The organism is Xanthomonas sp. NCPPB 3005 (assembly GCF_041228095.2).
Classification (GTDB): Bacteria; Pseudomonadota; Gammaproteobacteria; order Xanthomonadales; family Xanthomonadaceae; genus Xanthomonas_A; species Xanthomonas_A bonasiae.
Genome location: NZ_CP166096.2, coordinates 896,507 through 921,348, shown reverse-complemented (window position 1 = coordinate 921,348; position 24,842 = coordinate 896,507). Strand labels below are relative to the sequence as shown.

Below are 24,842 nucleotides of genomic sequence, written 5' to 3'. Positions count from 1 at the left end.
CGTCCAGGAGAACAGCCCGGAACCGTAGCATGCAGGGCCGCGGCCCTCCCCTGCCGAAGGTCAGGCTGCGCGGCTGACCCGCCAGGCCGGCGCACGCCGGCGCCGTGCCTGCACCCGCGGCCGCATCCGCGCCAGGACCCGCCGCAACGGCCGCAGCGGCAGCGGGAAGCGGTGCAGCGCCCACCAGGCGCTCAGCGGCATGCCCAGCAGCCACAGCGGCCGCCAGCCCAGCCATTCGCTGTAGCCGCGCGCCGCCGGCCACACCAGCACCAGGGCCAGGCCGGCGAGCAGCGCCTGCCGCACCAGGCGGCGCAGCGCGGGGTGCGGCGCGGGGGCGGGACGGGCGGAACGGGCGATCGGCATGGCGGCGACTCCGGAGCAGGGTTGAGGCGTGCAGCCTGCCGCGCGGCCATCTCAACAGCTGCGACCCACTATTGACATCACTTTCGCCCGATACTGGATAGCGTGTCTCTTCAAGCCCCGGATCCCTGCCCTATGCGCCTGCTTTCCCTGTTCGCCTCCGTGCTGCTGCTCGGCATGGCCGTTCCCCTGCCGGCGGCACGGGCGAAATCCCCGGAGCAAGAACCCTCGCAGCAACCGCCGATCGACCTGCAGCGCTTCATGGGCCGCTGGTACGTGATCGCGCACGTGCCCTATTTCGCCGAGCGCGGGCATGTCGCCAGCAGCGACGAGTACACGCTCAAGGAAGACGGCAAGATCGCCGTGCGCTACCAGTACCGCGAAGGCTTCGACGAACCGGTCAAGGAAGTCACCTCGCGCGCCACGGTCAAGGAGGGCACCGGCGACCGCCGCTGGACCACCTGGTTCTTCGCCGTGGTCCCGACCAAGTACCGCATCCTCGAGGTGGCGCCGGACTATTCCTGGGCGCTGATCGACTATCCCGGCCGCGACCTGGCCTGGGTGTTCTCGCGCACGCCGGACATGGACTACAAGCAGTATCGCGAGCTGGTCGGCAAGCTGGACCACGATTACGGGATCAAGGTGGACAAGCTCAAGCGCGTGGCGCAGCGCCGCGACCAGGTCGGCAAGCTCGGTTTCGAAGTGCCGAGCAAGCCCTGAGGCGTGTCACCGATCCCCGAATAGGTTGCACCCCCATCGCCTGCCGCTCAGCGCAGCGCCAGCCGGCCCCCGTATGATCGGGCCGGTCCGTCCCCCAGACAGGTGCACCGATTGGCCAGCGTTCCTTCCGACGTCCCCTGCACTGCGCCGCGCGTCCCCGCCGCGGATCCCACGCGCGGCCAGGTGTTCGCGCAGCACTGTCCTTCCCGCGCCGTCCTCAGCCATGTGACCAGCCGCTGGGGCGTGCTGGTGCTGGTGGCGCTGCGCAAGGGCACGCATCGTTTCGGCGACCTGCGCCGCAAGCTCGAAGGGGTCAGCGAGAAGATGCTGTCGCAGACCCTGCAGGCGCTGGAAGCGGACGGCCTGGTGCAACGCACCGCCTATCCGGTAGTCCCGCCGCATGTGGAATACGCGCTGACCCCGCTGGGCGAAGACGCGGCGACGCATGTGCAGGCGCTGGTGGACTGGATCGAGACCAACATCGGCGCCATCCTGGGCAGCGGCAGCGCACCGCCGGATCCAGTGTAGGAGCGGCTTCAGCCGCGACAGGCGGCATCAGCTAACGGCAACCCCGTCGCGGCTGAAGCCGCTCCTACAACGGCAGCATCCCGCCCGCTACCAACGCCTCAGTCGTCGCTGTAGTTGCTCAGCGCCAGCGACAGCAGCGACTTGGCCTGTTCGCGCAGCGAGCGCGGCTCGACGATTTCCGCGTCCGACCCGTAGTGCAGCACGTCCATCAGCAACTCGCGCGAGACGCTGTACGGCACCTTCAGTTCGTAGCGGCCGTCGGCCAGGAAGCGCCCCTGCTGCTTGGAATGCCAGTGCTCGTCGGCGACCCAGCGCGCGGCCTTGGGACTGAACACGATCGTCGCCCAGCCCTTGGGCGCGCCGGAGAAGATCCCGTAGCTGGCCGCCAGCTGCGAGTCCAGTTCCTCGTCGGCCACGTCCTGCGCCACCTGGTCGAGCAGCCGCGCATGGTTGATGCGGTCCACCGCGAAGCTGCGCACCGCATCGCGGCCGTGGTCCCAGGCGTCCAGGTACCAGTTGTCGCGGTAGTGGGTGATGCGCTGCGGCGACACCGTGCGCTTGGTCGATTCGTCGGTGGAGCGCGCGCGGTAGTCGAACGACAGCCGCTTGCGCTCCAGCACCGCCGAGGCGACGGTACGGAAACTGGCCTCGTCGAGCTTGCGCCCGCGGTGCGGGATCACCCGCACCCGCTCCACCGGCCAATGGGTGGCCCCGGCCTGCGCCGCCAGCAGGCTCTCGATGCGCTGCTGCAGCGGCGCCAGCACCGAGGACAGCACCCCGCCGCCGGTCCGCGCCAGCAACTGCTGCGAGGCCAGCAGAGCGTGCAGTTCCTCGGAACTGAGCCACAGCCCGGGCAGTTCGAAGCGGTCGCTCTCGCCGGACTCGTAGCGGAACCCGGCCTCGCCGTCGCCCTCGACCGGGGCCATCAGCGCATCGCGCAGGAACGCCAGGTCGCGATAGACGGTGGCGCGGGAGCAGCTCAGTTCGTCCTGCAGCCGCGCCACCGTCACCGGATAGCGGGCGGACTTGAGCAGCCGGTGCAGTGCGTTGATGCGTTCGTAGCGGTCCATGGCCCCGATTATGTCTGAAGTCCGTGGCGGAAGAACGCGCTGCGGCCGGTCGCGCGCGCCAACCGCGGCGAGGCGGCCGAACCGGCGATGAAGCCGGGGTCCGCCGGCGGCCGGGGCGTCATGTAGATCCGGTATGATGAAATCGTTTCCATTCCGTTAGCCGAAGGCTGCGTCCTCAACCGGAGAGTAAAGCCATGCCCCGCTGCGCCACCGTAGTATCCGCCATCACCTTGTTGCTGCTGTGCACCTCCCCGGCCCTGGCCGCCGATGTGCCCGCCCCGCCGGCGGAACCGGGCAGTTCACCGTGGAGCGGCTCCGGCGAACTGGGACTCTCCTCCTCGCGCGGCAACAGCTCCAACGAAAGTTTCAACGGCCGGCTCAAGGGCCAGTACCTGGATGGCGACTGGATCCACAGCATCGACCTGTTCGCCTTGCGCGCCAGCGCCGAGTACACCAACACCAACGACGACGGCAGCACCGAGCGCGTGCGCCAGACCACGTCCAACCGCTACACCGGCAGCGCCGGCAGCGCACTGCAGTTGGGCGAGCACCGCCAGCTGACCGCCTCGCTGCGCTACGAGCGCGACGATTTCGCCACCTACGACCGCCTGGCCACGATCGGCATCGGCTACGGCACGCGGATCATGGACGGCGATCACAGGAGCCTCGATGTGCAGATCGGCCCCGGCGTGCGCCGCGCCCACGACGTGGAAGAGGACCGCACCGAAACCGGGCTGATCGGCCGCGGCCTGGTCGACTTCAAGTACGGCCTGACCGACAACACCGAGCTGGCCAATACCCTGCTGGTCGAATCGGGTTCCTACAACACCTTCGCGCAGAACGATCTGGGCATCTCGGTCAGCATGAACTCGCGGCTGGCGCTGAAGGCCGGCTGGCAGGCGCGCCATAACAGCGATGTCAGCGACGACAAGAAGAAGACCGATACGCTGGCTACGATGAACGTGGTCTACAAGTTCAAGTGAGGCCGGGATTGGGGATTCGGGATTGGGGATTCGCAACGGCAGGTGCGGCGGCAATCGGGCCGGCGCATGGTCGGCCAGCCGTCGGGGTCGATCCCGGCCTGTCGGCTGACGGCGCTTTCCTGTAGGAGCGGCTTCAGCCGCGACAGGATGTTCCTGGTGAGGCCCGGCCGCGGCTGAAGCCGCCCCCTACGGGTTGGCCGCCTGCAGACAGGGCGCCTGGCTCGGCCTCTCAAGCCGGCAGCGCGGCGTCCAGCAGCTCGCGCGCGCCGGCGCCCAGCAGCGCCGCGGCGACGGCCTGGCCCAGTGCCTCGGGCTCGTGTGCCGGACGCTGCGCCTCGGCACGCACCAGCCGCCCGTCGGCGACGCCGCCGACCATGCCCTGCAACAGCAGGTCTTCGCCCTGCCAGTGCGCGAACGCAGCCACCGGCACGTGGCAACTGCCGTGCAGCGCACGGTTCATCGCCCGCTCGGCCTCCACGCAGCTGCGGGTGGCGGCATCGTCGAGCGCGGCGAACAGGCCCAGCGCGGCCGCGTCGTCGCCGCGGCATTCCACCGCGATGGCGCCCTGCGCCGGCGCCGGCAGCCAGTCCGGCGCCTGCAGGCGCTGGGTGATGCGCGCCTCCAGGCCCAGTCGCTGCAGGCCGGCGCAGGCCAGCACGATGCCGTCGTAGCCGCCGTTGTCGAGCTTGGCCAGGCGCGTGTTGACGTTGCCGCGCAGGTCCAGCAACTGCAGGTCCGGGCGCCGCGCGCGCAGCTGCGCCTGCCGGCGCAACGACGAGGTGCCCACCCGCGCGCCCAGCGGCAGCGCCTCCAGCGACGCATAGAGATTGGAGATCAGCGCATCGGCCGGATCGGCGCGGGTCAGGATCGCCGGCAGCGCGAACGGCGGGTCCAGCTCCATCGGCACGTCCTTCAGCGAATGCACCGCGCAGTCGGCCTCGCCGCGCAGCATCGCCAGCTCCAGTTCCTTCAGGAACAGGCCCTTGCCGCCGATCGCCGCCAGCGAGCGGTCCAGCACTTCGTCGCCACGGGTGCTCATCGGCACCAGCACCACGTCCAGCTGCGGGTGCGCCTGGCGCAGGCGTTCGGCGACATGTTCGCTCTGCCACAGGGCGAGCGGACTCTTGCGGGTAGCGATGCGCAGGATCTTCATCCGCCCATTATCGCGGAAAGCGCCGCCACGGGCCGCAGGCGCGAAGGCCCACGGCCGCTGCCGATCGCCGCCCGTCCACAGACGCACGCCCGGCCACCCCAAATCCCAACGCCGCACGGCTACTCATCCCGAATCCCCAATCCCGGCCCCTCAAAGATGCCGGATCTCCTGCCGCAGCTGCGCCACGCAGCGCCGGCTCACCTCCAGCGGCTGCTTGGCATGGCGCAGCACCGCATGCATCTGGCCCTCGCCGAGGCGCCGCAGCTCGACCAGTTCGTGGCGCGCGACCAGGCAGTTGCGGTGGATGCGCACGAAGCGCTCGGCGAACTCCTCTTCCAGCGACTTCAGCGACTCCTCGATCAGGTCCTCGCCGCGCGCGTGATGCACCACCACGTACTTTTCCTCGGCCTGCAGATAGTGGATGTCGTCGACCGGGATCAGCCGCAGGCTGCCGCGCAGGCGCGCGCACAGATGGCTGCGGCGCTGCGCCGACGACACCGCCGCGGCGCCGCCGCGGCCGGCCAGGAAGGTGCGCGCGCGCTCCAGCGCCGCCGCCAGCCGCTCGGCGCGCACCGGCTTCATTAGGTAGTCGATCGCCGCCGCCTCGAACGCGGACAGCGCGTGCGCATCGTAGGCGGTGCAGAACACCACCGCCGGGCGCGGCTCGAAGCTGGCCAGGTGGCGCGCGGTCTCCAACCCGTCGACGCCGGGCATGGCGATGTCCAGCAGCACCAGATCCGGACGCAGCTCGGCGCAGGCACGCAGCGTTTCCAGGCCATTGCCGGCCTCGGCCACCACCTCGACGCCGGCATGCTCGGCCAACAGCGCGCGCAAGCGCTCGCGTGCCAGGGGTTCGTCGTCGGCGATCACCACCTTCACGTACGTCACCTCAGTGGGCTGGAGCGCGGTCTCGCCGCATAGTAGCCCCGCTGCCGGCGGGCCGTCATCCGCGCCGCAGCGACTGTGGCCTCGGCTCCGGCGCACGCGGCACGGCGCCGCGGCCGCGCCTCAGCCGGCGGCGAAGCGCGCGCTCATCCAGTCCTGCAGATCGGCGATCTCTTCGGCGCAGACCTGGTGCGCCATCGGATAGCGCTGCCATTGCACCGGCATGCCCAGCGCCTGCAGCGCCTGCGCGGTCTGCTCGGCATAGGGCTGCGGGATCACCGGGTCGCCCTGGCCGTGGGCCATGAACAGCGGCTGCGACAGCGCCGCCGGCGCATGCCAGCGGGCCACGTCGGCCACGTCCGGCAGGTAGGTGGACAGCGCGATCAACCCGGCCAGCGGCCGTTCGCGGCGCAGCCCCGTCGCCAGCGTGATCGCCCCGCCCTGCGAGAAACCGGCCAGCAGCAGGCGCTCGGCGGGCACGCCGCGCGCGTGTTCGCGCGCGATCAGTTCCTCGACCTGGGCGACCGATGCGGCGACGCCGGCGCTGTCGGCGCGATTGGAGAAATCCGGGCTGACGATGTCGTACCAGGCGCGCATGCGCACGCCGTTGTTGATCGTCACCGCGCGCACCGGCGCATGCGGAAACACGAAGCGCAACGCCGGCCAGCCCGGCCGCAGCAGTTCCGGCACCAGCGGCGCGAAGTCGTGGCCGTCGGCGCCGAGTCCGTGCAGCCACAGGACGGTCCACGCCGGCGAAGCGGCGGTTTCGTGTTCCACTGTTTCCAGCATGCGTGCGGTCCCCATCGAGATGGGGCGCATTATGCCTGCCGCGTCCGCCGCCGGGTCAGCCGGCAGCGCGGCGCGCGGCGGCGGCGCGGCGCAATTCGCCCGCGCGCAGCAGCACCGCCGGCGGTTTCTGCTCTTCGGGAATGGCCAGGATGCGCAGCTGGCGCAGCCACAACCCGGCCGCGCGCGAGGAACTCACCGCCACCACCGGAATCGCCAGCGCCATGCCGATCACCACCGGCGCCATCCACGCCGCCAGCGACGGCGACACCACATAGGCCATCCCGCCCATCAGCAGCCCGAACGCGCTGAGCCCGCCGTAGCTGCGCGCCAACGCCAGCCACGACAGGCGGCCGTCGTCGCGCTGCTGCGCGTCCCAGCCCGAATCCTTGCCGGCCAGCACTTCGGCCACGCCGCGCGACTGCACGTACATCACCACCGGCGCCATCAGCGCTGCCAGCACGGTTTCCAGCAGCATGCTCAGCAGCGCGCGCAGCGCACCGCCGCAGCCGCGCCGCTCCTCGGGTTTCAGCAGCATCGCGAAGTAGCCCAGCACCTTCGGCGCCAGCAGCACGAACATGGTCACCGCGAACACCCAGAACACCCGGGTCGAGTCCTGCTGGTGCCAGTAGCGCGCCGGCGAGAACGGCGACACCACCGTGGCGACCAGGTCGATGCCATTGCTCTGCAGCGGGATCGCGATGCCGATCAGCATCAGCAGGCCCCACATCGGCGCGGTGGAGTAATGGCCGATGCCGATCATCATGTGCATGCGGCTGATCCAGTGCAGGCCGCGCGCGAAGACCACCTTGGAGTGCTGCAGGTTGCCCTGGCACCAGCGGCGGTCGCGCACCAGCAGGTCGGTCAGCGTCGGCGGGCCCTCCTCGTAGCTGCCCTGCAGGTACGGCACCATGTGCGTGGCCCAGCCGCCGCGGCGCATCAGCGCGGCCTCGACGAAATCGTGGCTGAGCACGTGGCCGCCGAACGGCTTGCGCCCGGGCAACGCCGGCAGGCCGGCCTGTTCGGCGAAGGCCTGGGTGCGCATCACCGCGTTGTGGCCCCAGTAGTTGCTCTCCGAACCGTGCCACCAGGCCACGCCGTAGGCGATCACCGGGCCGTAGACGCGGCCGCCGAACTGCTGCATGCGCGCGAACAGGCTGTTGCCGTTGACCACTTCCGGCAGGGTCTGGATCAGGCCCACGTCGGGATTGTTTTCCATGCCCGCGACCAGGCGCACGATGGTCTCGCCGGTCATCAGGCTGTCCGCGTCCAGGATCAGCATCTGCGGATAGGCGCCGCCGAAACGGCGCACCCAGTCGGCGATGTTGCCGGCCTTGCGCTCGGCGTTGTCGGCACGGCGCCGGTAGTAGATGCGGCCCTTGCCGCCGGTGCGTTCGACCAGTTCGGCGTAGACCTGCTCTTCCTCGGCACCGACCGCGGCGCGCGTGGTATCGCTGAGGATGAAGAAATCGAAGTGCTCGATCTGGCCGGTGGCCTCGACCGATTCGTAGATCGCCTGCAGTCCGGCCATCAACCGGTGCGGATCCTCGTTGTAGGTGGGCATCAGCAGGGCGGTGCGGCTGCGCACCAGCGGCAGCGGCGCGTCCGGATCGATGCCGAGCTTGCGCCCGCCGCCGAACACCAGGGTCACGAATCCGGCCAGCGCACTGACGAACGAAAACGCGATCCACGCGAACAGGGGAATGAACAGCGCCATCAGGCAGGCTTCGAGCACGCTGACCCCGCCGATCAGCAGCACCTTGCCGATCAGCACGCTGGCGTAGGCGGTCATCAGCGCGGTACTGCCGAACACGTACAGCCGCCGCCAGAACATGCCGGGCGGGGTGGTGGGCAGGCGCGTGTTGCGCAGTTTGCCCTGGCGCAGCGATTGCACCGGCATCGGCAACGGCGCCTCGGGCGGCAGCACCGCATGGCCGGCATCGAGCACAACGGAATCGGGCAGGATCGGTGTGGGGGCGACCATGCTCATGCGTTCCGCCAGCCTCGTCGGACAGCGCAGCGACGCGACCTGGGACTTCCGCACGGGCGCGCCACCGCGCGCGCTGGCGCCGCGATCGGCACCGTTCTGCTGTCATTGCCACTCGTACCCACGTTCTCTCCTGTCGGGCGGGCAAAATACGGCCGCCACTGTAAACCCTAAATAGTAAGCTTTCGCGAAGATGGCCGAGCGCGCGCCACGCCGCCGCCAGCAGGTCCGTTCAGCCATTCGCCAGCGCCAAGCGGCGTTTCGCTGCATGCGCAGAAGCGTGCGACGGGCAGGCCATGCGGTTCGAAACGCGGCGGATCGGAGCCGCGATTCGCCTAGGACAGCGGAGAGATGCGCGCTCCAGCAAGCGCCTCGTACAAAGGTCGCGTTACCTCACCGTCGCAGCCGCCAGGCCTGCCGTGCCGGCGCGCGACCGCGCTGAAGCACTGCGCGACGCCCGACGCAATCGTTGCGCGGAAACGCCGGTGCCGGGTTCGACTCGGTGCTGCCGCAGGCGGCCGAATGCACCGGGCGCCGCTGCTGGTACGGTTTGCACGCGTCGCGCCAGCAGCGCGGTGCGCCGGCTATACCGCGCGCAAGCGGTCAGGCGGAGCGAACTGCTGCCGACACGCCAAGCCTCTGGCTCAGGCCGGCGAGGGCAATGCCGCGCTGTCGCCGCCCTCGCCCGGCGGCGCTTCGGCGACATAGGGGAACGCCAGGGTGATGGTGGTGCCGCGCCCCAGTTCGGAGTCCACGTCGACGAAGCCGCCGGCCTGGCGCACCAGGCCGTAGACCTGGGCCAGGCCCAGGCCGGTGCCCTTGCCCTCGGGCTTGGTGGTGAAATAGGCCTCGAACAGCCGCGACTTGGTGTCCTCGGACATGCCCTCGCCCTGGTCGCTGACCGACAGGGTCACGTAGCGGCCCGGCTGGCGCATCGCCGCAGCCTGACCCGGCGGCACCTGCAGGTTGCCGCAGCGGATCGATACCACGTCGCCGGATTGGCAGGCGTCGCGTGCGTTCAACGCCAGGTTCAGCACCGCCTGCTCGACCGAGCTGCGGTCGGCATAGGTGGTGGCGCCGCCGGCCAGGCTGGTCAGTTGCAACTTCATCTCGCCGCCCAACGCCTGCGCCAACAGCGGCTGCATGTGCGCGACCACCTCGCACAGATCCAGCCACTGCGGCTTGACCGGGTGCGCACGGGCGAAGCCGAGCAGGCGCCGGGTCATCCGCGCGCCGTGTTGCAGCGCCTCGCCGGCGATGCCGAGCAGCTTGCGCTGGTCCGGCTGCAGGCGCTGCGGATGCTCGGCGACCATGCTCACCGAGGTCATCGCGGTCTGCAGCATGTTGTTGAAGTCGTGGACGATGCCGGCGAGCATCTGCCCGATCGCCTCGCCTTTCTGCGCCTGGGTCATGGCCCGCTCGGCGACGCGCTGCGCGGCCAGGGCGATGTCCAGCTGCCCGCGCAGCTCGATGTGCTCGGCCTGCAACTGCTGCCCCAGCGTCTCGCTGACGCGCTGCACCGGCACGCCGGCGCCGGTCTGCGGCAGGTCGCCCAGGGTGCGCAGGGCCTCCTCGATCTGGCGGTGCTGGGTGACGTCGCGGCTGATCACCAGCACGCTTTCCACCTCGGCGTCGACGTTGGTCAGCGGGCTGGCCTGCACGTGCCACCAGCGTGGCCGGCCGTCGAAGGTTTCGCGCTGCGCCCAGAATTCGTATTGCTCGTTGCGCAAGGCGGCGGCGAACGCCGCTTCGGCGAGCGGCCGCATCTCCTCCGGCCACAGATCCTGCCACGTGCGGCCGACGACGTGCTTGGGCTCAGCCGCGCCGAGCAGGCGCAGGCCGCCCGTGTTGATCGAACGCACGACACCGTCGCGGCCGATCTCCTTGATGCAGTCGTGCGAGAGTTCGACGATCTGTCGATAGCGGGCGTGAGTGGACAAGCGGAGTCTCGCGATGAGTGGGTCCAGCATATCGGCATCACCGCAGCGTCACCAGCGCTTCACTGCTGAATCGTGAAGCTGCCAATACTGAAAACGCGGCGGTATCAGCATTATGCGTGGCACTTGCGCCCTCACCACCATTCTTTTGGTTGAGGATGACCAGACGATTCGCGAACTGGCTCGGATGATGCTCGATGCCGACGGCTATCGGGTCCTGTCCGCCGGCACCGCCCACGAGGCGCTCGCCATGCTCGAACAGGATCCCGATGTGGACCTGATCTTCAGCGACGTGCAGATGCCCGGCGGCGATGGCATGACCATGGTGCGCGAACTGCGCCGGCGTGCGGTCACGATCCCGGCCCTGCTCACCTCCGGCATGAAACATCCCGACACCGCGGCGCTGCCGACGCATACCGGCTTCCTGCCCAAACCCTACAGCCATGCCGGCTTGCTGGCGGCGCTGCAGCGCCTGCAGCCGGCGCACTGACGCAGGGCCGATGCACGGCCTGCGCCCGAGGCCCGCGGACAGCACGCTGCGGCTCAGCCGAACACCAATTTCCCATACTGCGCCGAACGGATCGCCGCCAGACGTTCGGCGACGAAGTGCTCCCCGGCGCGAACATCGCCGAAATACACGCCATCGAACGCATGCCGGCTCAATACCGCACCCTTGGCGTCCGAGATGCGGATCTGCGGCAGCAGCACGCCGTCCGGCGCCGCGGCGAGGACGGCATCCAATACGAAGCCGTCCAGCTCGCGTCGCATCCTTGGGTCCGATGGGTTCATGCCGGCATTGCAGCACAGGCCCGATGAAGACAGCGCAACCTGCGCATTCATGCCGAGCGGCGTGGCGGATGGCGGCACTGGAAAGGAAACTAAACGGTTCATGGGCTGTGCGGGTCTAACCCACTGTATTGCGGCGAAATCACTATGCGGTAACGGGGCGGGCGCAGCGTAGACAAGCCGCGCGTTTCACGCCCCTTTTATCGCTGCGTTCGTACATTACTGAAGAGGCGCTGACCCGCCGGTATCTGCTGTCCTTCATTTTTCTGGTTTCACGTCGCGCGCCCGCTGCGGACACGCGACGGCAGTCGTTTTCCGTGTGCCCGTCCCCCCCTCCCCGACGGAATCGCCAATGTCGCCTCCCCCGCCCGCCGATCTGCCCGATAGACAACGCGACACCCACCCGGTGCTGCGCGCGCCCCGGCGCCGCCACCGCGATGCGCGCGGACGCTTCATCCGCACCGCCGAGGTCACCGTCAAGCTGCAACCGGCGCCGCGCCGCGCCAGCCTGTTCGTGACCTCGGAAATGGCCGACTTCATCAAGGCCGGCGGCCTGGGCGACGTCGCGGCGGCATTGCCGCGCGCGCTGCGCGGCAGCTGCGACATCCGGGTGCTGATCCCCGGCTACCCGGCGGTGCTGCGCAAGACCGGTCCGCTGGAGATCGTCGGCCACGTCGCCGCCCACGCCGGGCTGCCGGCCTGCGCGCTGGGCCGCGCGGACCGCCCGGACGGCCTGTGCGTGTACGTGCTGCTGTGCCCGCAGCTGTTTGAGCGCCAGGGTTCGCCTTACGTGTCCAGCGAAGGCCGCGACTGGGAAGACAATGCGCTGCGCTTCGCCACGCTGTCGCACGCCGCCGCGCAGATCGCCGGCGGCCGCGCCGGGCTGGACTGGAATCCGGACCTGCTGCATCTCAACGACTGGCCGTGCGCGCTGGCCGCCGCCTATGTGCGCTGGTCCGGCGGCAACACGCCGTGCCTGCTGACCATCCACAACCTGGCCTACCAGGGCCTGTTCCCGTACGCAATGGCCGGCACGCTGGGCATCCCCGACAACGGCCTGCAGGACCTGGAGTTCTACGGGCAGATGTCGTTCCTGCGCGCCGGCATCGTCCACGCCGACCACGTCAACACGGTCAGCGTCAGCTACGCGGCGCAGATCACCGGCCCGGCGCAGGGCTGCGGCCTGGACACGCTGCTGGCCCGGCATGCCGCCAGCGGCCGTCTCAGCGGCATCGTCAACGGCATCGACGCCAGCTGGGACCCGCGCACCGACGACCATCTGCACACCCATTTCGGCATCGACCAGGTCCAGGGCAAGCGCGAGAACGCCGCCCAGGTACGCCGCGCGTTCGGCCTGATCGACAGCGACGGCCCGCTGTTCGCGGTGGTGTCGCGGCTGGTGCACCAGAAAGGCCTGGACATGATCTGCGAGGTGGCGCCGCAGATCGTCGCCGCCGGCGGCCAGATCGTGGTGATCGGCGGCGGCGAGCCGCAGATCGAGCAGGCGGTGGCGGCGCTGGCGCGGCGCTTCCCCGGCCATGTCGGCGCCCATATCGGCTTCGAGGAGCGCTTGGCGCGGCGCATGTTCGCCGGTTCGGACTTCCTGCTGATGCCGTCGCGCTTCGAACCCTGCGGGCTGAGCCAGATGTACGCGCAGCGCTTCGGCAGCCTGCCGATCGCGCACGCCACCGGCGGCCTGATCGATACCGTGGACGATGGCGTCACCGGCTTCCTGTTCGAGGAGCCCTCCGCCGACGGCCTGCGCCGCTGCCTGCAGCGGGTGTTCCGCACCTTCCGCCTGCCGGGCCTGCTGCAGGCGATGCGCCGCGCGGCGATGCTGCGGCCCAGCGGCTGGGACCTGGCCGGACGCAAGTACATGGCCCTGTACGACCGCACCGCTCCGCTGTCGCCGGCGGTGGCATGAGCGAACGGGAACAGGCGCCGGACGCGATCCCGGTGTGGGACGCGCCGCTGGAAGCGGCGAACGACGAACGCGAACGCCTCGCCCTGCAGGCGCTGGCGCGCGGCGAAGCGGTGGACGCGTTCGCCTGGCTGGGCCCGCACGCCGACGAGAACGGCACGATCCGGGTGCGCGCGCTGGTCCCGGGCGCCGATGCGCTGGGCCTGCTCGACGGCAACGGCAAACTGGTGGCGCGGATGCGCGCGCACCCGGAGGCCGAAGGCGTGTTCGAAGGCGACCTGAAGACCACGACGGCCTATCGGCTGCGCATCGTGTGGCCGGACGCCGTGCAGGAAATCGACGACCCCTACGCGTTCGGCCCGGTGCTGGACGAGGCCTGGCTGCAGGGCATGGCCGAGGGCGACGGCGCCGCGCTGCGCACCGCGCTGGGCGCGCACCACACCCGTATCGGCACGGTCGACGGGGTGCGCTTCGCGGTGTGGGCGCCGCATGCGCGGCGGGTCGCGCTGGTCGGCGACTTCAACGGCTGGGACGGCCGCCGCCATCCGCTGCGCCTGCATCGCCAGGCCGGCGTCTGGGAACTGTTCGTGCCCGGGCTGCGCGGCGGCGAGCACTACCAATACGAGATTCTCGACGCCGACGGCACGCCGCTGCCGCGCAAGGCCGACCCGGTCGCCCGCCACAGCACGCGCGCGCCGGACACCGCGTCGGTGGTGCCCAGCGCTGCCGATTTCGCCTGGCACGACTCGGCCTGGCTGGCGCAGCGCGAAACCCGCGCCGGCGCGGCGCAGCCGATGAGCATCTACGAGCTGCACGCCGGCTCCTGGCGCCACGACGCGCACGGCCAGCCGCTGCAGTGGGACGCGCTGGCCGCGCAGCTGATCCCGTACGTGCAGGAACTGGGCTTCACCCATATCGAACTGCTGCCGATCACCGAATATCCGTTCGGCGGCTCCTGGGGCTACCAGCCGCTGGGCCTGTATGCGCCGACCGCGCGGCATGGCGACGCGGACGGTTTCGCGCGCTTCGTCGATGCCTGCCACCAGGCCGGGATCGGGGTGCTCCTGGACTGGGTCGGCGCGCACTTTCCCGACGACGCGCACGGCCTGCAGCGCTTCGACGGCACCGCGCTGTACGAACACGCCGATCCGCGCGAAGGCGTGCACCGCGAGTGGAACACGCTGATCTACAACTACGGCCGCGCCGAAGTGGTCGCCTACCTGATCGGCAGCGCGCTGGAATGGATCGAGCGCTTCCACGTCGACGGCCTGCGCGTGGATGCGGTGGCGGCGATGCTGTACCGCGACTACGGCCGCAACGAGGGCGAATGGGTGCCCAACGCCCAGGGCGGGCGCGAGAACCTGGAGGCGATCGCGTTCCTGCGCCGGCTCAACGCCGAGATCGCGCAACGCTTCCCCGGGGTGCGGGTGATCGCCGAGGAATCCACCGCCTGGCCGGGTGTGACCGCGCCGCCGGAGCAGGGCGGGCTGGGTTTCAGCCACAAGTGGAACATGGGCTGGATGCACGACACGCTCAGCTACATGCGGCGCGATCCCATCCACCGCCAGCACCACCACAGCGAGATGAGCTTCGGCCTGGTGTACGCGTTCTCCGAGCACTTCGTGCTGCCGCTGTCGCACGACGAAGTGGTGCACGGCAAGGGTTCGTTGCTGGCGAAGATGCCCGGCGACACCTGGCAGCGCTTCGCCAACCTGCGCGCCTATCTGGCCTTCATGTGGGCGCACCCGGGACGCAAGCTGCTGTTCATGGGCGGCGAGTTCGGGCAATGGCAGGAATGGGACCACGACTGCGCGCTCGACTGGGCGCAGGCGCAGCGCCCGGAGCATCGCGGCGTGGCGCGGCTGGTCGGCGACCTCAACCGCCAGCTGCGCGCGCTGCCGGCGCTGTACCGCAGCGACCTTGCGGCGGAAGGCTTCGAATGGAGCGTGGCCGACGACCACCGCAACAGCGTGTTCGCCTTCGTGCGCCACGACCGCGCCGGCGGCGCGCCGCCGCTGCTGGCGGTGAGCAACTTCACCCCGAACGTGCATCACGATTACCGCCTGGGCGTGCCGCGCGGCGGGCTGTGGCGCGAAATCCTCAACACCGACAGCGGCCACTACGGCGGCTCCAACCAGGGCAACGGCGGCGCCTTGCGCAGCATCGCGCAGCCGATGCACGGGCACGCGCAATCGCTGGCGCTGACCTTGCCGCCGCTGTCCACCCTCTGGTTGCAAGCGGAGCATTGACTTGAACATCGCAACGAGCGCAACGCCGACCGGCGACGCGGCAACCGCTTCGCCCGCGGCACTGCGCCAGGGCGCCTGGCCCACCGCCGACGGCGCAGTCGCCTTCGTGCTGTGGGCACCGGACGCGAGCAGCGTCGACATCGTGTTCGACGACGGCAGCCGGCAGCCGCTGGCCGCGGCCGCGGACGGCTATTTCGCCGCGACCATCGCCTGCGCCGCCGGCACCCGCTACCGCTACGCCGTCGACGGCGGCGAACCGGTGCCGGACCCGGCCTCGCGCTGGCAGCCCGACGGCGTGCACGGCGCCAGCGCGGTGCTGGCCAGCGACGGCTATCGCTGGCAGCACGCCGACTGGCGCGGCCGGCCATGGGCGGAAACGGTGTTCTACGAACTGCACGTGGGCGCCTGCGGCGGCTACGCCGGGTTGCGCGCGCAGTTGCGGACGCTGGCGGCGCTGGGCGTCACCGCGATCGAACTGATGCCGCTGGCCGCGTTCCCCGGCCGCCACAACTGGGGCTACGACGGCGTGCTGCCGTACGCGCCGGCCGCGGCCTACGGCCATCCGGACGAGCTCAAGGCGCTGATCGACGAGGCCCACGGGCTGGGCCTGAGCGTGTTCCTGGACGTGGTCTACAACCACTTCGGCCCGGACGGCAACTACCTCGGCCAGTACGCCTCGGCGTTCTTCCGCGAAGACGCGCCGACCCCGTGGGGCGCGGCGATCGACTTCCGGCTCGCGCCGGTGCAGCGCTACTTCATCGACAACGCGCTGATGTGGCTGCACGAGTACCGCTTCGACGGCCTGCGCCTGGACGCGGTGCACGCGATCGTGCCGAACGCGTTCCTGGACACGCTGCGCGAGGCGATCGTGGCCAGCGTGCCGGCCGGGCGCCACGTGCACCTGGTGCTGGAGAACGAGGCCAACCAGGCCGGCGTGCTGGAGCGCGGCTACAGCGCGCAATGGGACGACGATTTCCACAACAGCCTGCACGTGCTGCTGACCGGCGAGAACGAGGGCTACTACGCCGGCTTCGCCGACGCGCCGGCGAAGCATCTGGCGCGGGTGCTGGGCGAAGGCTTCGCCTACCAGGGCCAGGCCGACCACCGCGGGCATGCGCGCGGCGAACCGAGCGCGCAGCTGCCGCCGCACAAGTTCGTGATCTTCGCGCAGAACCACGACCAGATCGGCAACCGCGCGCGCGGCGACCGGCTGATCACCCAGGTGTCCGAGCCGGCGCTGCGCGCGGCGCTGGCGCTGACCGCGCTGACCCCGATGATCCCGCTGTTCTTCATGGGCGAGCCGTGGGGCAGCCGCACCCCGTTCCTGTTCTTCACCGACTTCGCGCCGCCGCTGGACGAAGCGGTGCGCGAAGGCCGGCGCCGCGAGTTCGCGCATTTCGCCGCGTTCGCCGATCCTGAGCAGCGCGCGACCATTCCCGACCCGAACGCGCCGAGCACGTTCGAAGCGTCCATCGCCGACATCAGCGATGCCACCCACGGCGACGGCGCGCGCTGGCGCGACTGGTTCGTGGCGCTGATGGCCCTGCGCCGCCAGCATCTGGTACCGGCGTTGCCCCAGGCACGCGCCGTGGGCGCCCGCATGCTGGGGCCGAGGGCGGTGGCCGCGGGCTGGACCCTGGGCGGCGGCGAGTGGCACGTAGCCGCCAACTTCGGCGATACGCCGGTGGCGCTGGATCTGCCTGGCGCGACGGTCCATGCCGAAAACGCCGGCGACGATCCGGCGCAGCTGCCGCCGAACGCCTTCGTCGCCCGCTACCGGGCCGGTTCCGCCACGTGAGCGCGGGCTGTCGCGACGCCATCGCGACAGCGCTTCCGGCACGCTGCCCCTCCCGTGCGTCGCCCGCGACCGTGCGCCTGCCTGACAGGTGCGCGGCGCGCGCGGCGACGGCGGTGCGTCCTTCTTTCCCCATTGCCGCGGCCCCGACTCGCCCATGACCGATACCCCCCTGCACACCCTGGCGTCCGCCGCCGGCCTGCTGGTCGACTGGATCGACGCATCCGACACGCCGCGCACGGTCGGCACGGACACGCTGCGCAGCGTGCTCGGTGCGCTCGGCCTGGACGCGCGCGACGATGCCGCCTGCCGCGACAGCCTGCGCCAGCTGCAGGCCGGCGGCGGCAGCGCCGCGCCGCTGCTGACCGCCGACGTCGGCACGCCGATCGACGCCGGCGGCACGCCGGGTGCGGCGTACCGGCTCGAACACGAGGACGGCAGCCGCCGCGACGGCCGCTTCGATGCGCAGGGCCGCCTCGCCGCGATCGACCGCGACGGCTACTGGACCCTGCAGCACGGCGACCGCCACACCACGCTGGCGGTGGCGCCGGTGCGTTGCTACGGCGTCGCCGAGGCGGTCGGCGAGGACGCGCCGCGGCGCTGGGGCCTGTCGCTGCAGGTGTATTCGGCGCAAGGCCAGGACGACGCCGGCATCGGCGATGCGGACGGCGTCGCCGCCTGGGCCGAGCGCATCGCGCGTGCCGGCGGCGATGCGATCGCGTTGAGCCCGGTGCATGCGGCGCGACCGATCGGCACGCACTACAGCCCGTATTCGCCGGGCGACCGCCGTTTCCTGGATCCGCTGCAGGCCGCCCCGGCACGCGTGCTCGGTACCGCTATGGCGCAGCGTGCCCTGCAGGCCGCCGGGCTGCAACAGGCCTTCGCCGAAGCGCAGACCCGCGCGCTGATCGACTGGCCGGCCTCGTGCGCGGCGAAGTGGCAGTGGCTGCGCCAGCTGCACGCCGACTTCGCCCAGGCCGACGCCGCGCTCTATTCCGATTTCGCCGCGTTCCAGCACGAACGCGGCGCCGCCTTGCACGACTACGCCGCGTTCGCCGCGCGCGATTTCGGCGATGCCGATCCGGCCCTGCACAGCTTCGCGCAGTGGCTGGCCGCGCGCAGCTGGGCCGGCGTGCAGCGACACGCGCGCGATGCCGGCATGGGCATCGGCCTGATCGCCGACCTGGCGGTGGGCTTCGATCCCGGCGGTGCCGAGGCCGCGGCCTGGCCGCAGGCGGTGCTGGCCGGGCTGGAACTGGGCGCGCCGCCGGATGCGTTCAACGGCGACGGCCAGGCCTGGGGCATCGGCGGCTATTCGCCGACCGGGCTGCGCGCCAGCGGCTTCGCGCCGTTCATCGACCTGCTGCGTGCGGTGATGCGCGACCGCGGCGGCGTGCGCATCGACCACATCCTCGGCCTGTTGCGGCTGTGGACGATCCCGCGCGGCGCCCGTTCCGCCGACGGCGTGTACCTGCGCTATCCGCTGCACGACCTGCTGCGCCTGCTGGCGCTGGAATCGTGGCGGCACCGCGCGATCGTGATCGGCGAAGACCTGGGCGTGGTGCCGGACGGCATCCGCGCCGAACTGTCGCAGCGCGGGGTGATGGGCATCGACGTGCTGCTGTTCACCCGCGACGCCAAGGGCGCGTTCCTGGCGCCGGCGCAATGGCGTGGCGATGCCATCGCCACCACCACCACCCACGACCTGCCGACGCTGCGCGGCTGGCGCCGCGGCGAGGACATCGACTGGCGCCACCGCCTGCAGCTGTCCGATGCCGCGCAGCAACGCGCCGACCATCTGGCCCGCATCGCCGACGTGGCGCGCATGGACGCCGCCGTCGCCGCAGCGCTGCCGCAGGCGCACGACCCCGAACTGGATGCGCTGCGCTTCGTCGCCGCCACGCCCTCGCCGCTGGCGCTGCTGCCGGCCGAGGACGCGCTGGGCCTGGACCAGCAACCCAATCTGCCCGGCACCGTCGATGGCCACCCGAACTGGCGCCGGCGCTTGCCGGCGGCGGACACGGCGGCCGCCGGCGCGCCGCTCGCCACCCGCCTGGAGGCGTTCGCGCACGCGCGCCGCACCGCCTCCGCCGCGCAAGGAACCGACGCATGAGCTTCACTCCGCTGCGCGCCACCGCGCGCCTGCAACTGCACGCCGGATTCACCCTGCTCGACGCCGCCGCACAGGTGCCCTACTACGCCGGCCTGGGCATCAGCCATCTGTACCTGTCGCCGATCGGCACCGCCGTGCCCGGCTCCACCCACGGCTACGACGTCACCGATCCGCGCCAGGTCAATCCCGAACTCGGCGGCGAGCCCGCGCTGCTGCACCTGTCCGAGCGCGTGCGCGCGCACGGCATGGGCCTGGTTCTGGACATCGTGCCCAACCACATGGCCGCGCACGCGGCCAATCCATGGTGGTGGGACGTGCTCAAGCATGGCCGGCGCAGCCGCCACGCCGGCTGGTTCGACATCGACTGGCGCGCGCCCGGACGCGACGGCAAGCTGTGGCTGCCGGTGCTGGACCGCGCCTACGCGCAGGCGTTGAGCGAAGGCGCGCTGCAACTGCGCGTGGCCGAGGACGGCGAGGTGCAGCTGGAACACCACGACCAGCGCTTCCCGATCCGCCTGGAAGGCGCCGTGGCCCAGGATCCGCCGGCCGCACGCCAGGCCTGGGCGGCACGGCTCAACGACGCCGCGCGGCTGGGCGACGACGCGCTGCATCGGCTGATCGAACGCCAGTGCTATCGGCTGGCCTGGTGGCGGGTCGGCAACGACATGCTCAACTACCGCCGCTTCTTCGACATCACCTCGCTGGCAGCACTGCGCGTGGAGCAGAACGACGTGTTCGCCGCGGTGCACGAACTGCCGCTGCGGCTGGTCGCCGAAGGCCATCTCGATGGCGTGCGCGTGGACCACGTCGATGGCCTGGCCGATCCCACCGGCTACGTGCAGCGCTTGCGCGCGCAGCTGGACCGCGCCGGGCGCCGCCGCGGCATCGCCGCCGGCGGCATCGCGCTGTACATCGAGAAGATCCTGGCACCGCAGGAGACGTTGCGCAGCGACTGGGCATGCGACGGCAGCACCGGCTACGACTTCATGGACCAGGTCGCCGGCGTGCTGCACGACCCGGCCGGCGCCGCACCGCTGACCGCGCTGTGGCGCCGCGAGACCGGCCGCAGCGGCGACTTCGGCCAGGAACAGCGCGCCGCGCGCGACGAGATCCTGCAAGGGTCGCTGCAGACCGAATTCGTGCGCACCGTGCAGGCGCTGGCCGCCGCCGCGCACCTGGACCCGGCCACCCGCGAGTTCAGCCCGCAGATGCTGGCGCGCGGCCTGATGGCGCTGTTGCGGCACTTCGAGGTGTACCGCACCTACGCCGGGCCGGATGGCCTGGACGAAGCCGATGCGGCGCGCCTGGCGCAGGCCGCGCAGCACGCGCGCGCCGGCGCCGAGCCGCGGGTGTGCGCGGCGATCGACGCGATCGAGCGCTGGAGCCGCGACGGCCGCGGCACCGGCAAGGCGCAGATCGCGCTGCGGCGCATCGTGCGCCGGCGCATCGAACAGCTGTCGGCGCCGCTCAACGCCAAGTCGGTCGAGGACACCGCGTTCTATCGCCACGGCGTGCTGCTGTCGCGCAACGAGGTCGGCAGCGACCCGGACGTGTTCGCGCTGGCGCCGGACGCGTTCCACGCCGCCAACGCCGCGCGCGCGCAGCACCATCCACGCGCCTTGCTGGCCACCGCCACCCACGACCACAAGCGCGGCGAAGATGTGCGCATGCGCCTGGCCGCGCTCAGCGCGCAGGCGCCGTGGTGGGCCGAACGGGTGGCGCGCTTCCAGGCCTTGTCCGCCGACCTGTTGCCGGCCGGCAGTGCCGCGCCGCTGCCCGGCGACGTGCTGATGCTGTGGCAGATGCTGGTCGCCGCCTGGCCGCTGGAACTGGCCAGCGACGACGCCGCCGGCCTGGCCGACTACGCCGAGCGCGTCGGCGCCTGGCAGCTGAAGGCCGCCCGCGAGGCCAAGCTGCGCACCTACTGGACCTGGCCGGACGAGGCCTACGAACGCGGCGCGCGCGCACTGCTGGACGCGGCGCTGCTGGCGCCGGCCGGCGCGCCGCTGCGCGAGGCGCTGGCCCAGGCCGCGGCCGCGCTGGCCCCGGCCGGCGCGCTCAACAGCCTGGTGCAGACCACGCTGCGGCTGAGCGTGCCCGGCGTGCCCGACCTCTACCAGGGCAGCGAAGGCTGGGACCTGTCGTTGGTCGATCCGGACAACCGCCGCCCGGTGGACTACGCGCTGCGCCAGGCCTGGCTGCACGACGCCACCGCGCCGTCGGCGCTGCTGCGCGACTGGCACAGCGGCCACGTCAAGGCGTGGCTGACCGCGCAGCTGCTGCACCTGCGCGGCGCGCATCCGGCGCTGTTCGCGCATGGCCGCTATCGCCCGCTGCAGGCGCAGGGCCCGCACGCGCAACACGTGCTCGGCTTCGCGCGCGAACACGAGGGCCAGACCCTGCTGGTGGTGGTGCCGCGCCTGACCGCCGCGGCGCAACCGCTGGATGCGGCGGCGCCGCTGCGCGCGCAGCTGGATTGGCGTAACACCTTTCTGACGCTGCCCGCGGCACAGTACCGGCACGTGCTGAGCGGGCGCGACCTCGCGGCATCGGCCTCGATGCCGGTAGCGGACCTGCTCGCCGACTTCCCGGTGGCCGTGCTGGCCGCCGTTCCCTGACATGCCGGTGGCCGTGCTGGCCACCTTCCCCCGACAAGACCGCCATGGACGCAGAAACACGCCAGCGCCGCATCGAACAACTCGCACACGAAATCTGGGAAGCCGAAGGCCGGCCCGACGGCCGCGCCGCCCGCCATTGGGCCATGGCCGAACGCCTGGTCGACGCCGAAGCCCGCGCCGATCCGCAAGACCACTCGCTTTCCCCGGCCGGCAACGGCCCCGCCACGTCGTAAGGATTTCGCATGCCGCTTCGCAAGCTCGCCCGCCGCTCCCGCATCCGCGAAGGCCGCTCGTATCCGCTCGGCGCCACCTGGGACGGCCTGGGCGTCAATTTCGCGCTGTACTCGACCAATGCCACCAAGGTCGAACTGTGCCTGTTCGACGAGCGCGGCCGCGAGGTCGAGCGCATCGTGCTGCCCGAGTACACCGACGAAATCTGGCACGGCTACCTGCCCGATGCGCGCCCCGGCCAGCTGTACGGCTACCGCGTGTACGGCCCGTACGCGCCCGACGCCGGGCACCGTTTCAATCCCAACAAGCTGCTGCTCGATCCCTACGCCAAGCAACTGGTCGGCGAGCTGAAATGGGCGCCTGCCTTGTTCGGCTACACCATCGGCCACAAGGACGCGGACCTGAGCTTCGACCGCCGCGACAGCGCCGCCTACGTGCCCAAGTGCGCGGTGATCGATCCGGCCTTCACCTGGGGCAAGGACCAGCGCCTGCAGACGCCCTGGGACCGCACGGTGATCTACGAGACCCACGTGCGCGGCACCACCATGCGCCACCCGTCGGTGCCGGAGGCCTGGCGCGGTACCTTCTCCGGGCTCAAGGTGGACGAGGTGGTGGAGCACATCAAGCGGCTCGGCATGACCGCGGTGGAACTGCTGCCGGTGCACGCCTTCGTCGACGACGAATACCTGCTCAAGCAGGGCCTGCGCAACTACTGGGGCTACAACACCATCGGTTTCTTCGCGCCGCAGCCGCGCTACATGGCCACGCGCACCGTCGCCGAGTTCAAGCAGATGGTGGCGCGCCTGCACCACGCCGGGCTGGAGGTGATCCTGGACGTGGTCTACAACCACACCGCCGAAGGCAACGAACTGGGGCCGACGCTGTCGTTCAAGGGCATCGACAACGCCAGCTATTACCGCCTGGCGCAGGACCGCCGCTTCTACATCAACGATACCGGCACCGGCAACACCTTCGACCTGACCAATGCCGGCGCGCTGCGCATGGTCAACGACTCGCTGCGCTACTGGGTGTCGGAGATGCACGTGGACGGGTTCCGCTTCGACCTGGCCACCATCCTCGGCCGCGAACACCACGGCTTCGATCCCAAGGGCGGCTTCCTCGACGCCTGCCGCCAGGATCCGCTGCTGAGCCAAGTCAAGCTGATCGCCGAACCGTGGGACGTCGGTCCCGGCGGCTACCAGGTCGGCGGCTTCCCGCCCGGCTGGTCGGAATGGAACGACAAGTTCCGCGACAACGTGCGCGCGTTCTGGCGCGGCGACGAAGGCCAGCTGGCGGAACTGGCCACGCGCCTGACCGGCTCGGCCGACCTGTTCAACCACCGCGGCCGCCGCCCCACCGCCTCGGTCAACTTCGTCACCGCCCACGACGGCTTCACCCTGCACGACCTGGTCAGCTACGAGCACAAGCACAACGAGGCCAACGGCGAGGACAACCGCGACGGCTCGGACAACAACATCTCGGCCAACTACGGGGTCGAGGGCGAGAGCGACGACCCTGAGATCAACGCACTGCGCCTGCGGCAGATGCGCAACATGCTGGCCACGCTGCTGCTGTCGCAGGGCACGCCGATGCTGCTGGCCGGCGACGAGTTCGGGCGCAGCAAGGGCGGCAACAACAACACCTACTGCCAGGACAACGAGCTGACCTGGCTGAACTGGGAAAGCGGCGAGCGCGCGCAGCGGCTGACCGCGTTCGTGACGCGCCTGACCCACCTGCGCGCGCACTATCCGCTGCTGCACCGCGCACGCTTCTTCGACGGCGTCTACGACGAAGAACTGGGCATCAAGGACGTGAGCTGGCTGGCGCCGGACGGCGAGGAAATGAACGATGCGTCCTGGCACGATCCGCACGCACGCGCGCTGATGATGCGCCTGGACGGCAAGGCGCCGTCCAGCGGCTTGCGCCAGGCGGCGTCGAACGTGACCTTGCTGATGATCGTCAACGGCGCCACCGAGGACGTGACCTTCACCTTGCCGATGGTCGAAGGCGAGCACTGGCGCGTGCTGATCGACACCGCCGAACGCGACCACGAACACGGCCTGCCCGGCGGCTCGCAATGGCATGGCATCTGCCGCTCGCTGACCCTGCTGGCCGCGGAACGCGACGGCAAGGTCGCCGCCGCCCAGCACCAGAATGCGGCGCCGCCGCCGGCACCGGCGGCGTAACGCGAAGCGGTGGCAGACAGCGGCCCAGATCGATTGTTGGGCCGCTCTCAGCACAGACGAGCCCGCCTCTGTAGGAGCGGCTTCAGCCGCGACAGTGTCCGCAGCCGGTGGCCCATCCGGATTCAGGATGTCGCGGTGGTTCGGGGTCATCGACTTCGGAACGTTACACGGTGCCGAGATAGTTCGACTCCGCTCGTCGCGGCTGAAGCCGCTCCTACAGAGGATCGCGGCAGATTCCAGGCGGTGCACTGTAGGAGCGGCTTCAGCCGCGACTGTATCCGCAGCCGTAGGCCCATCCGGGTTCAACATGTCGCGATGGTTCGGGGTCATCGACTTCGGAACGTTACACGGTGCCGAGATAGTTCGACTCCGCTCGTCGCGGCTGAAGCCGCTCCTACAGAGGATCGCGGCAGATTCCAAGGCGGTGCACTGTAGGAGCGGCTTCAGCCGCGACTGTATCCGCAGCCGGTGGCCCATCTGGATTCAGGATGTCGCGGTGGTTCGGGGTCATCGACTTCGGAACGTTACACGATG

At 70.8% G+C, this 24,842-nt stretch carries 19 protein-coding genes; 11 read left to right on the top strand and 8 right to left on the bottom strand.

Annotation, left to right across the window (positions count from 1 at the left end):
* Nucleotides 1-60: 60 nt before the first annotated feature.
* Nucleotides 61-363: a hypothetical protein gene (locus AB8810_RS04035; protein WP_369915631.1), complete on the bottom strand. Its 303-nt coding sequence runs from the start codon at nucleotides 361-363 to the stop codon at nucleotides 61-63.
* A gap of 132 nt (nucleotides 364-495) precedes the next feature.
* Between AB8810_RS04035 and AB8810_RS04030 the strand changes: the two genes are divergently transcribed.
* A complete protein-coding gene (locus AB8810_RS04030) occupies nucleotides 496-1,080 on the top strand; it encodes a lipocalin family protein (protein ID WP_206231109.1) in 585 nt (194 codons plus the stop codon).
* A 225-nt stretch (nucleotides 1,081-1,305) separates the two neighbouring features.
* On the top strand, nucleotides 1,306-1,608 hold the full coding sequence (locus AB8810_RS04025) for a winged helix-turn-helix transcriptional regulator (protein WP_318241286.1): 303 nt from the start codon (nucleotides 1,306-1,308) through the stop codon (nucleotides 1,606-1,608).
* 98 nt (nucleotides 1,609-1,706) lie between these two features.
* On the opposite strand, the gene AB8810_RS04020 is transcribed toward AB8810_RS04025, so the two are convergent.
* Nucleotides 1,707-2,678: a YafY family protein gene (locus tag AB8810_RS04020; RefSeq protein ID WP_179567441.1), complete on the bottom strand. Its 972-nt coding sequence runs from the start codon at nucleotides 2,676-2,678 to the stop codon at nucleotides 1,707-1,709.
* Between the two features lie 194 nt (nucleotides 2,679-2,872).
* Here AB8810_RS04020 and AB8810_RS04015 point away from each other — a divergent pair, with 194 nt between their 5' ends.
* Complete coding sequence (locus tag AB8810_RS04015; protein ID WP_179567443.1) at nucleotides 2,873-3,661, top strand: YdiY family protein; 789 nt, start codon at nucleotides 2,873-2,875, stop codon at nucleotides 3,659-3,661.
* 229 nt (nucleotides 3,662-3,890) lie between these two features.
* Here AB8810_RS04015 and hemC read toward each other — a convergent pair whose 3' ends face one another.
* The 5 genes from hemC to AB8810_RS03990 all read right to left on the bottom strand — a co-directional run bounded on the left by hemC (nucleotide 3,891) and on the right by AB8810_RS03990 (nucleotide 10,412).
* The gene (hemC, locus tag AB8810_RS04010) at nucleotides 3,891-4,814 is read right to left on the bottom strand and encodes a hydroxymethylbilane synthase (RefSeq protein WP_179567445.1); all 924 of its coding nucleotides are present in this window, start codon (nucleotides 4,812-4,814) and stop codon (nucleotides 3,891-3,893) included.
* A gap of 150 nt (nucleotides 4,815-4,964) precedes the next feature.
* Nucleotides 4,965-5,693 carry a LytR/AlgR family response regulator transcription factor gene (locus AB8810_RS04005; RefSeq protein ID WP_369916616.1) on the bottom strand — a complete coding sequence of 243 codons (729 nt, stop codon included), beginning with the start codon at nucleotides 5,691-5,693 and terminating at the stop codon, nucleotides 4,965-4,967.
* A 129-nt stretch (nucleotides 5,694-5,822) separates the two neighbouring features.
* A complete protein-coding gene (locus AB8810_RS04000; protein WP_369915630.1) occupies nucleotides 5,823-6,488 on the bottom strand; it encodes an alpha/beta hydrolase in 666 nt (221 codons plus the stop codon).
* A gap of 55 nt (nucleotides 6,489-6,543) precedes the next feature.
* Nucleotides 6,544-8,475 carry a glucans biosynthesis glucosyltransferase MdoH gene (gene mdoH, locus AB8810_RS03995; protein WP_369915629.1) on the bottom strand — a complete coding sequence of 644 codons (1,932 nt, stop codon included), beginning with the start codon at nucleotides 8,473-8,475 and terminating at the stop codon, nucleotides 6,544-6,546.
* A 641-nt stretch (nucleotides 8,476-9,116) separates the two neighbouring features.
* Nucleotides 9,117-10,412 (bottom strand): nitrogen regulation protein NR(II), encoded by a 1,296-nt coding sequence (locus tag AB8810_RS03990; RefSeq protein WP_369915628.1) that lies wholly within the window; start codon nucleotides 10,410-10,412, stop codon nucleotides 9,117-9,119.
* 187 nt (nucleotides 10,413-10,599) lie between these two features.
* Between AB8810_RS03990 and AB8810_RS03985 the strand changes: the two genes are divergently transcribed.
* On the top strand, nucleotides 10,600-10,899 hold the full coding sequence (locus AB8810_RS03985) for a response regulator (RefSeq protein WP_241093224.1): 300 nt from the start codon (nucleotides 10,600-10,602) through the stop codon (nucleotides 10,897-10,899).
* Nucleotides 10,900-10,952: 53 nt separating this feature from the next.
* Here AB8810_RS03985 and AB8810_RS03980 read toward each other — a convergent pair whose 3' ends face one another.
* Nucleotides 10,953-11,300 (bottom strand): hypothetical protein, encoded by a 348-nt coding sequence (locus AB8810_RS03980; RefSeq protein ID WP_369915627.1) that lies wholly within the window; start codon nucleotides 11,298-11,300, stop codon nucleotides 10,953-10,955.
* A 247-nt stretch (nucleotides 11,301-11,547) separates the two neighbouring features.
* Here AB8810_RS03980 and glgA point away from each other — a divergent pair, with 247 nt between their 5' ends.
* The 7 genes from glgA to glgX all read left to right on the top strand — a co-directional run bounded on the left by glgA (nucleotide 11,548) and on the right by glgX (nucleotide 24,308).
* Nucleotides 11,548-13,119 carry a glycogen synthase GlgA gene (gene glgA / locus AB8810_RS03975; protein ID WP_191825220.1) on the top strand — a complete coding sequence of 524 codons (1,572 nt, stop codon included), beginning with the start codon at nucleotides 11,548-11,550 and terminating at the stop codon, nucleotides 13,117-13,119.
* Nucleotides 13,116-15,365 carry a 1,4-alpha-glucan branching enzyme gene (locus AB8810_RS03970; RefSeq protein ID WP_369915626.1) on the top strand — a complete coding sequence of 750 codons (2,250 nt, stop codon included), beginning with the start codon at nucleotides 13,116-13,118 and terminating at the stop codon, nucleotides 15,363-15,365. Before glgA ends, AB8810_RS03970 begins: the two co-directional genes overlap by 4 nt.
* A 61-nt stretch (nucleotides 15,366-15,426) precedes the next feature.
* Nucleotides 15,427-17,163: a malto-oligosyltrehalose trehalohydrolase gene (gene treZ / locus AB8810_RS03965; RefSeq protein WP_369916615.1), complete on the top strand. Its 1,737-nt coding sequence runs from the start codon at nucleotides 15,427-15,429 to the stop codon at nucleotides 17,161-17,163.
* 154 nt (nucleotides 17,164-17,317) lie between these two features.
* On the top strand, nucleotides 17,318-19,273 hold the full coding sequence (gene malQ / locus AB8810_RS03960) for a 4-alpha-glucanotransferase (RefSeq protein ID WP_369915625.1): 1,956 nt from the start codon (nucleotides 17,318-17,320) through the stop codon (nucleotides 19,271-19,273).
* Entirely contained in the window at nucleotides 19,270-21,891 is a 2,622-nt protein-coding gene (gene treY / locus AB8810_RS03955) for a malto-oligosyltrehalose synthase (RefSeq protein WP_369915624.1), read from the top strand. Before malQ ends, treY begins: the two co-directional genes overlap by 4 nt.
* Before the next feature lie 44 nt (nucleotides 21,892-21,935).
* Complete coding sequence (locus AB8810_RS03950; RefSeq protein ID WP_179567461.1) at nucleotides 21,936-22,124, top strand: DUF2934 domain-containing protein; 189 nt, start codon at nucleotides 21,936-21,938, stop codon at nucleotides 22,122-22,124.
* 9 nt (nucleotides 22,125-22,133) lie between these two features.
* Nucleotides 22,134-24,308: a glycogen debranching protein GlgX gene (glgX, locus tag AB8810_RS03945; RefSeq protein WP_179567463.1), complete on the top strand. Its 2,175-nt coding sequence runs from the start codon at nucleotides 22,134-22,136 to the stop codon at nucleotides 24,306-24,308.
* The last annotated feature ends 534 nt before the right edge of the window (nucleotides 24,309-24,842 follow it).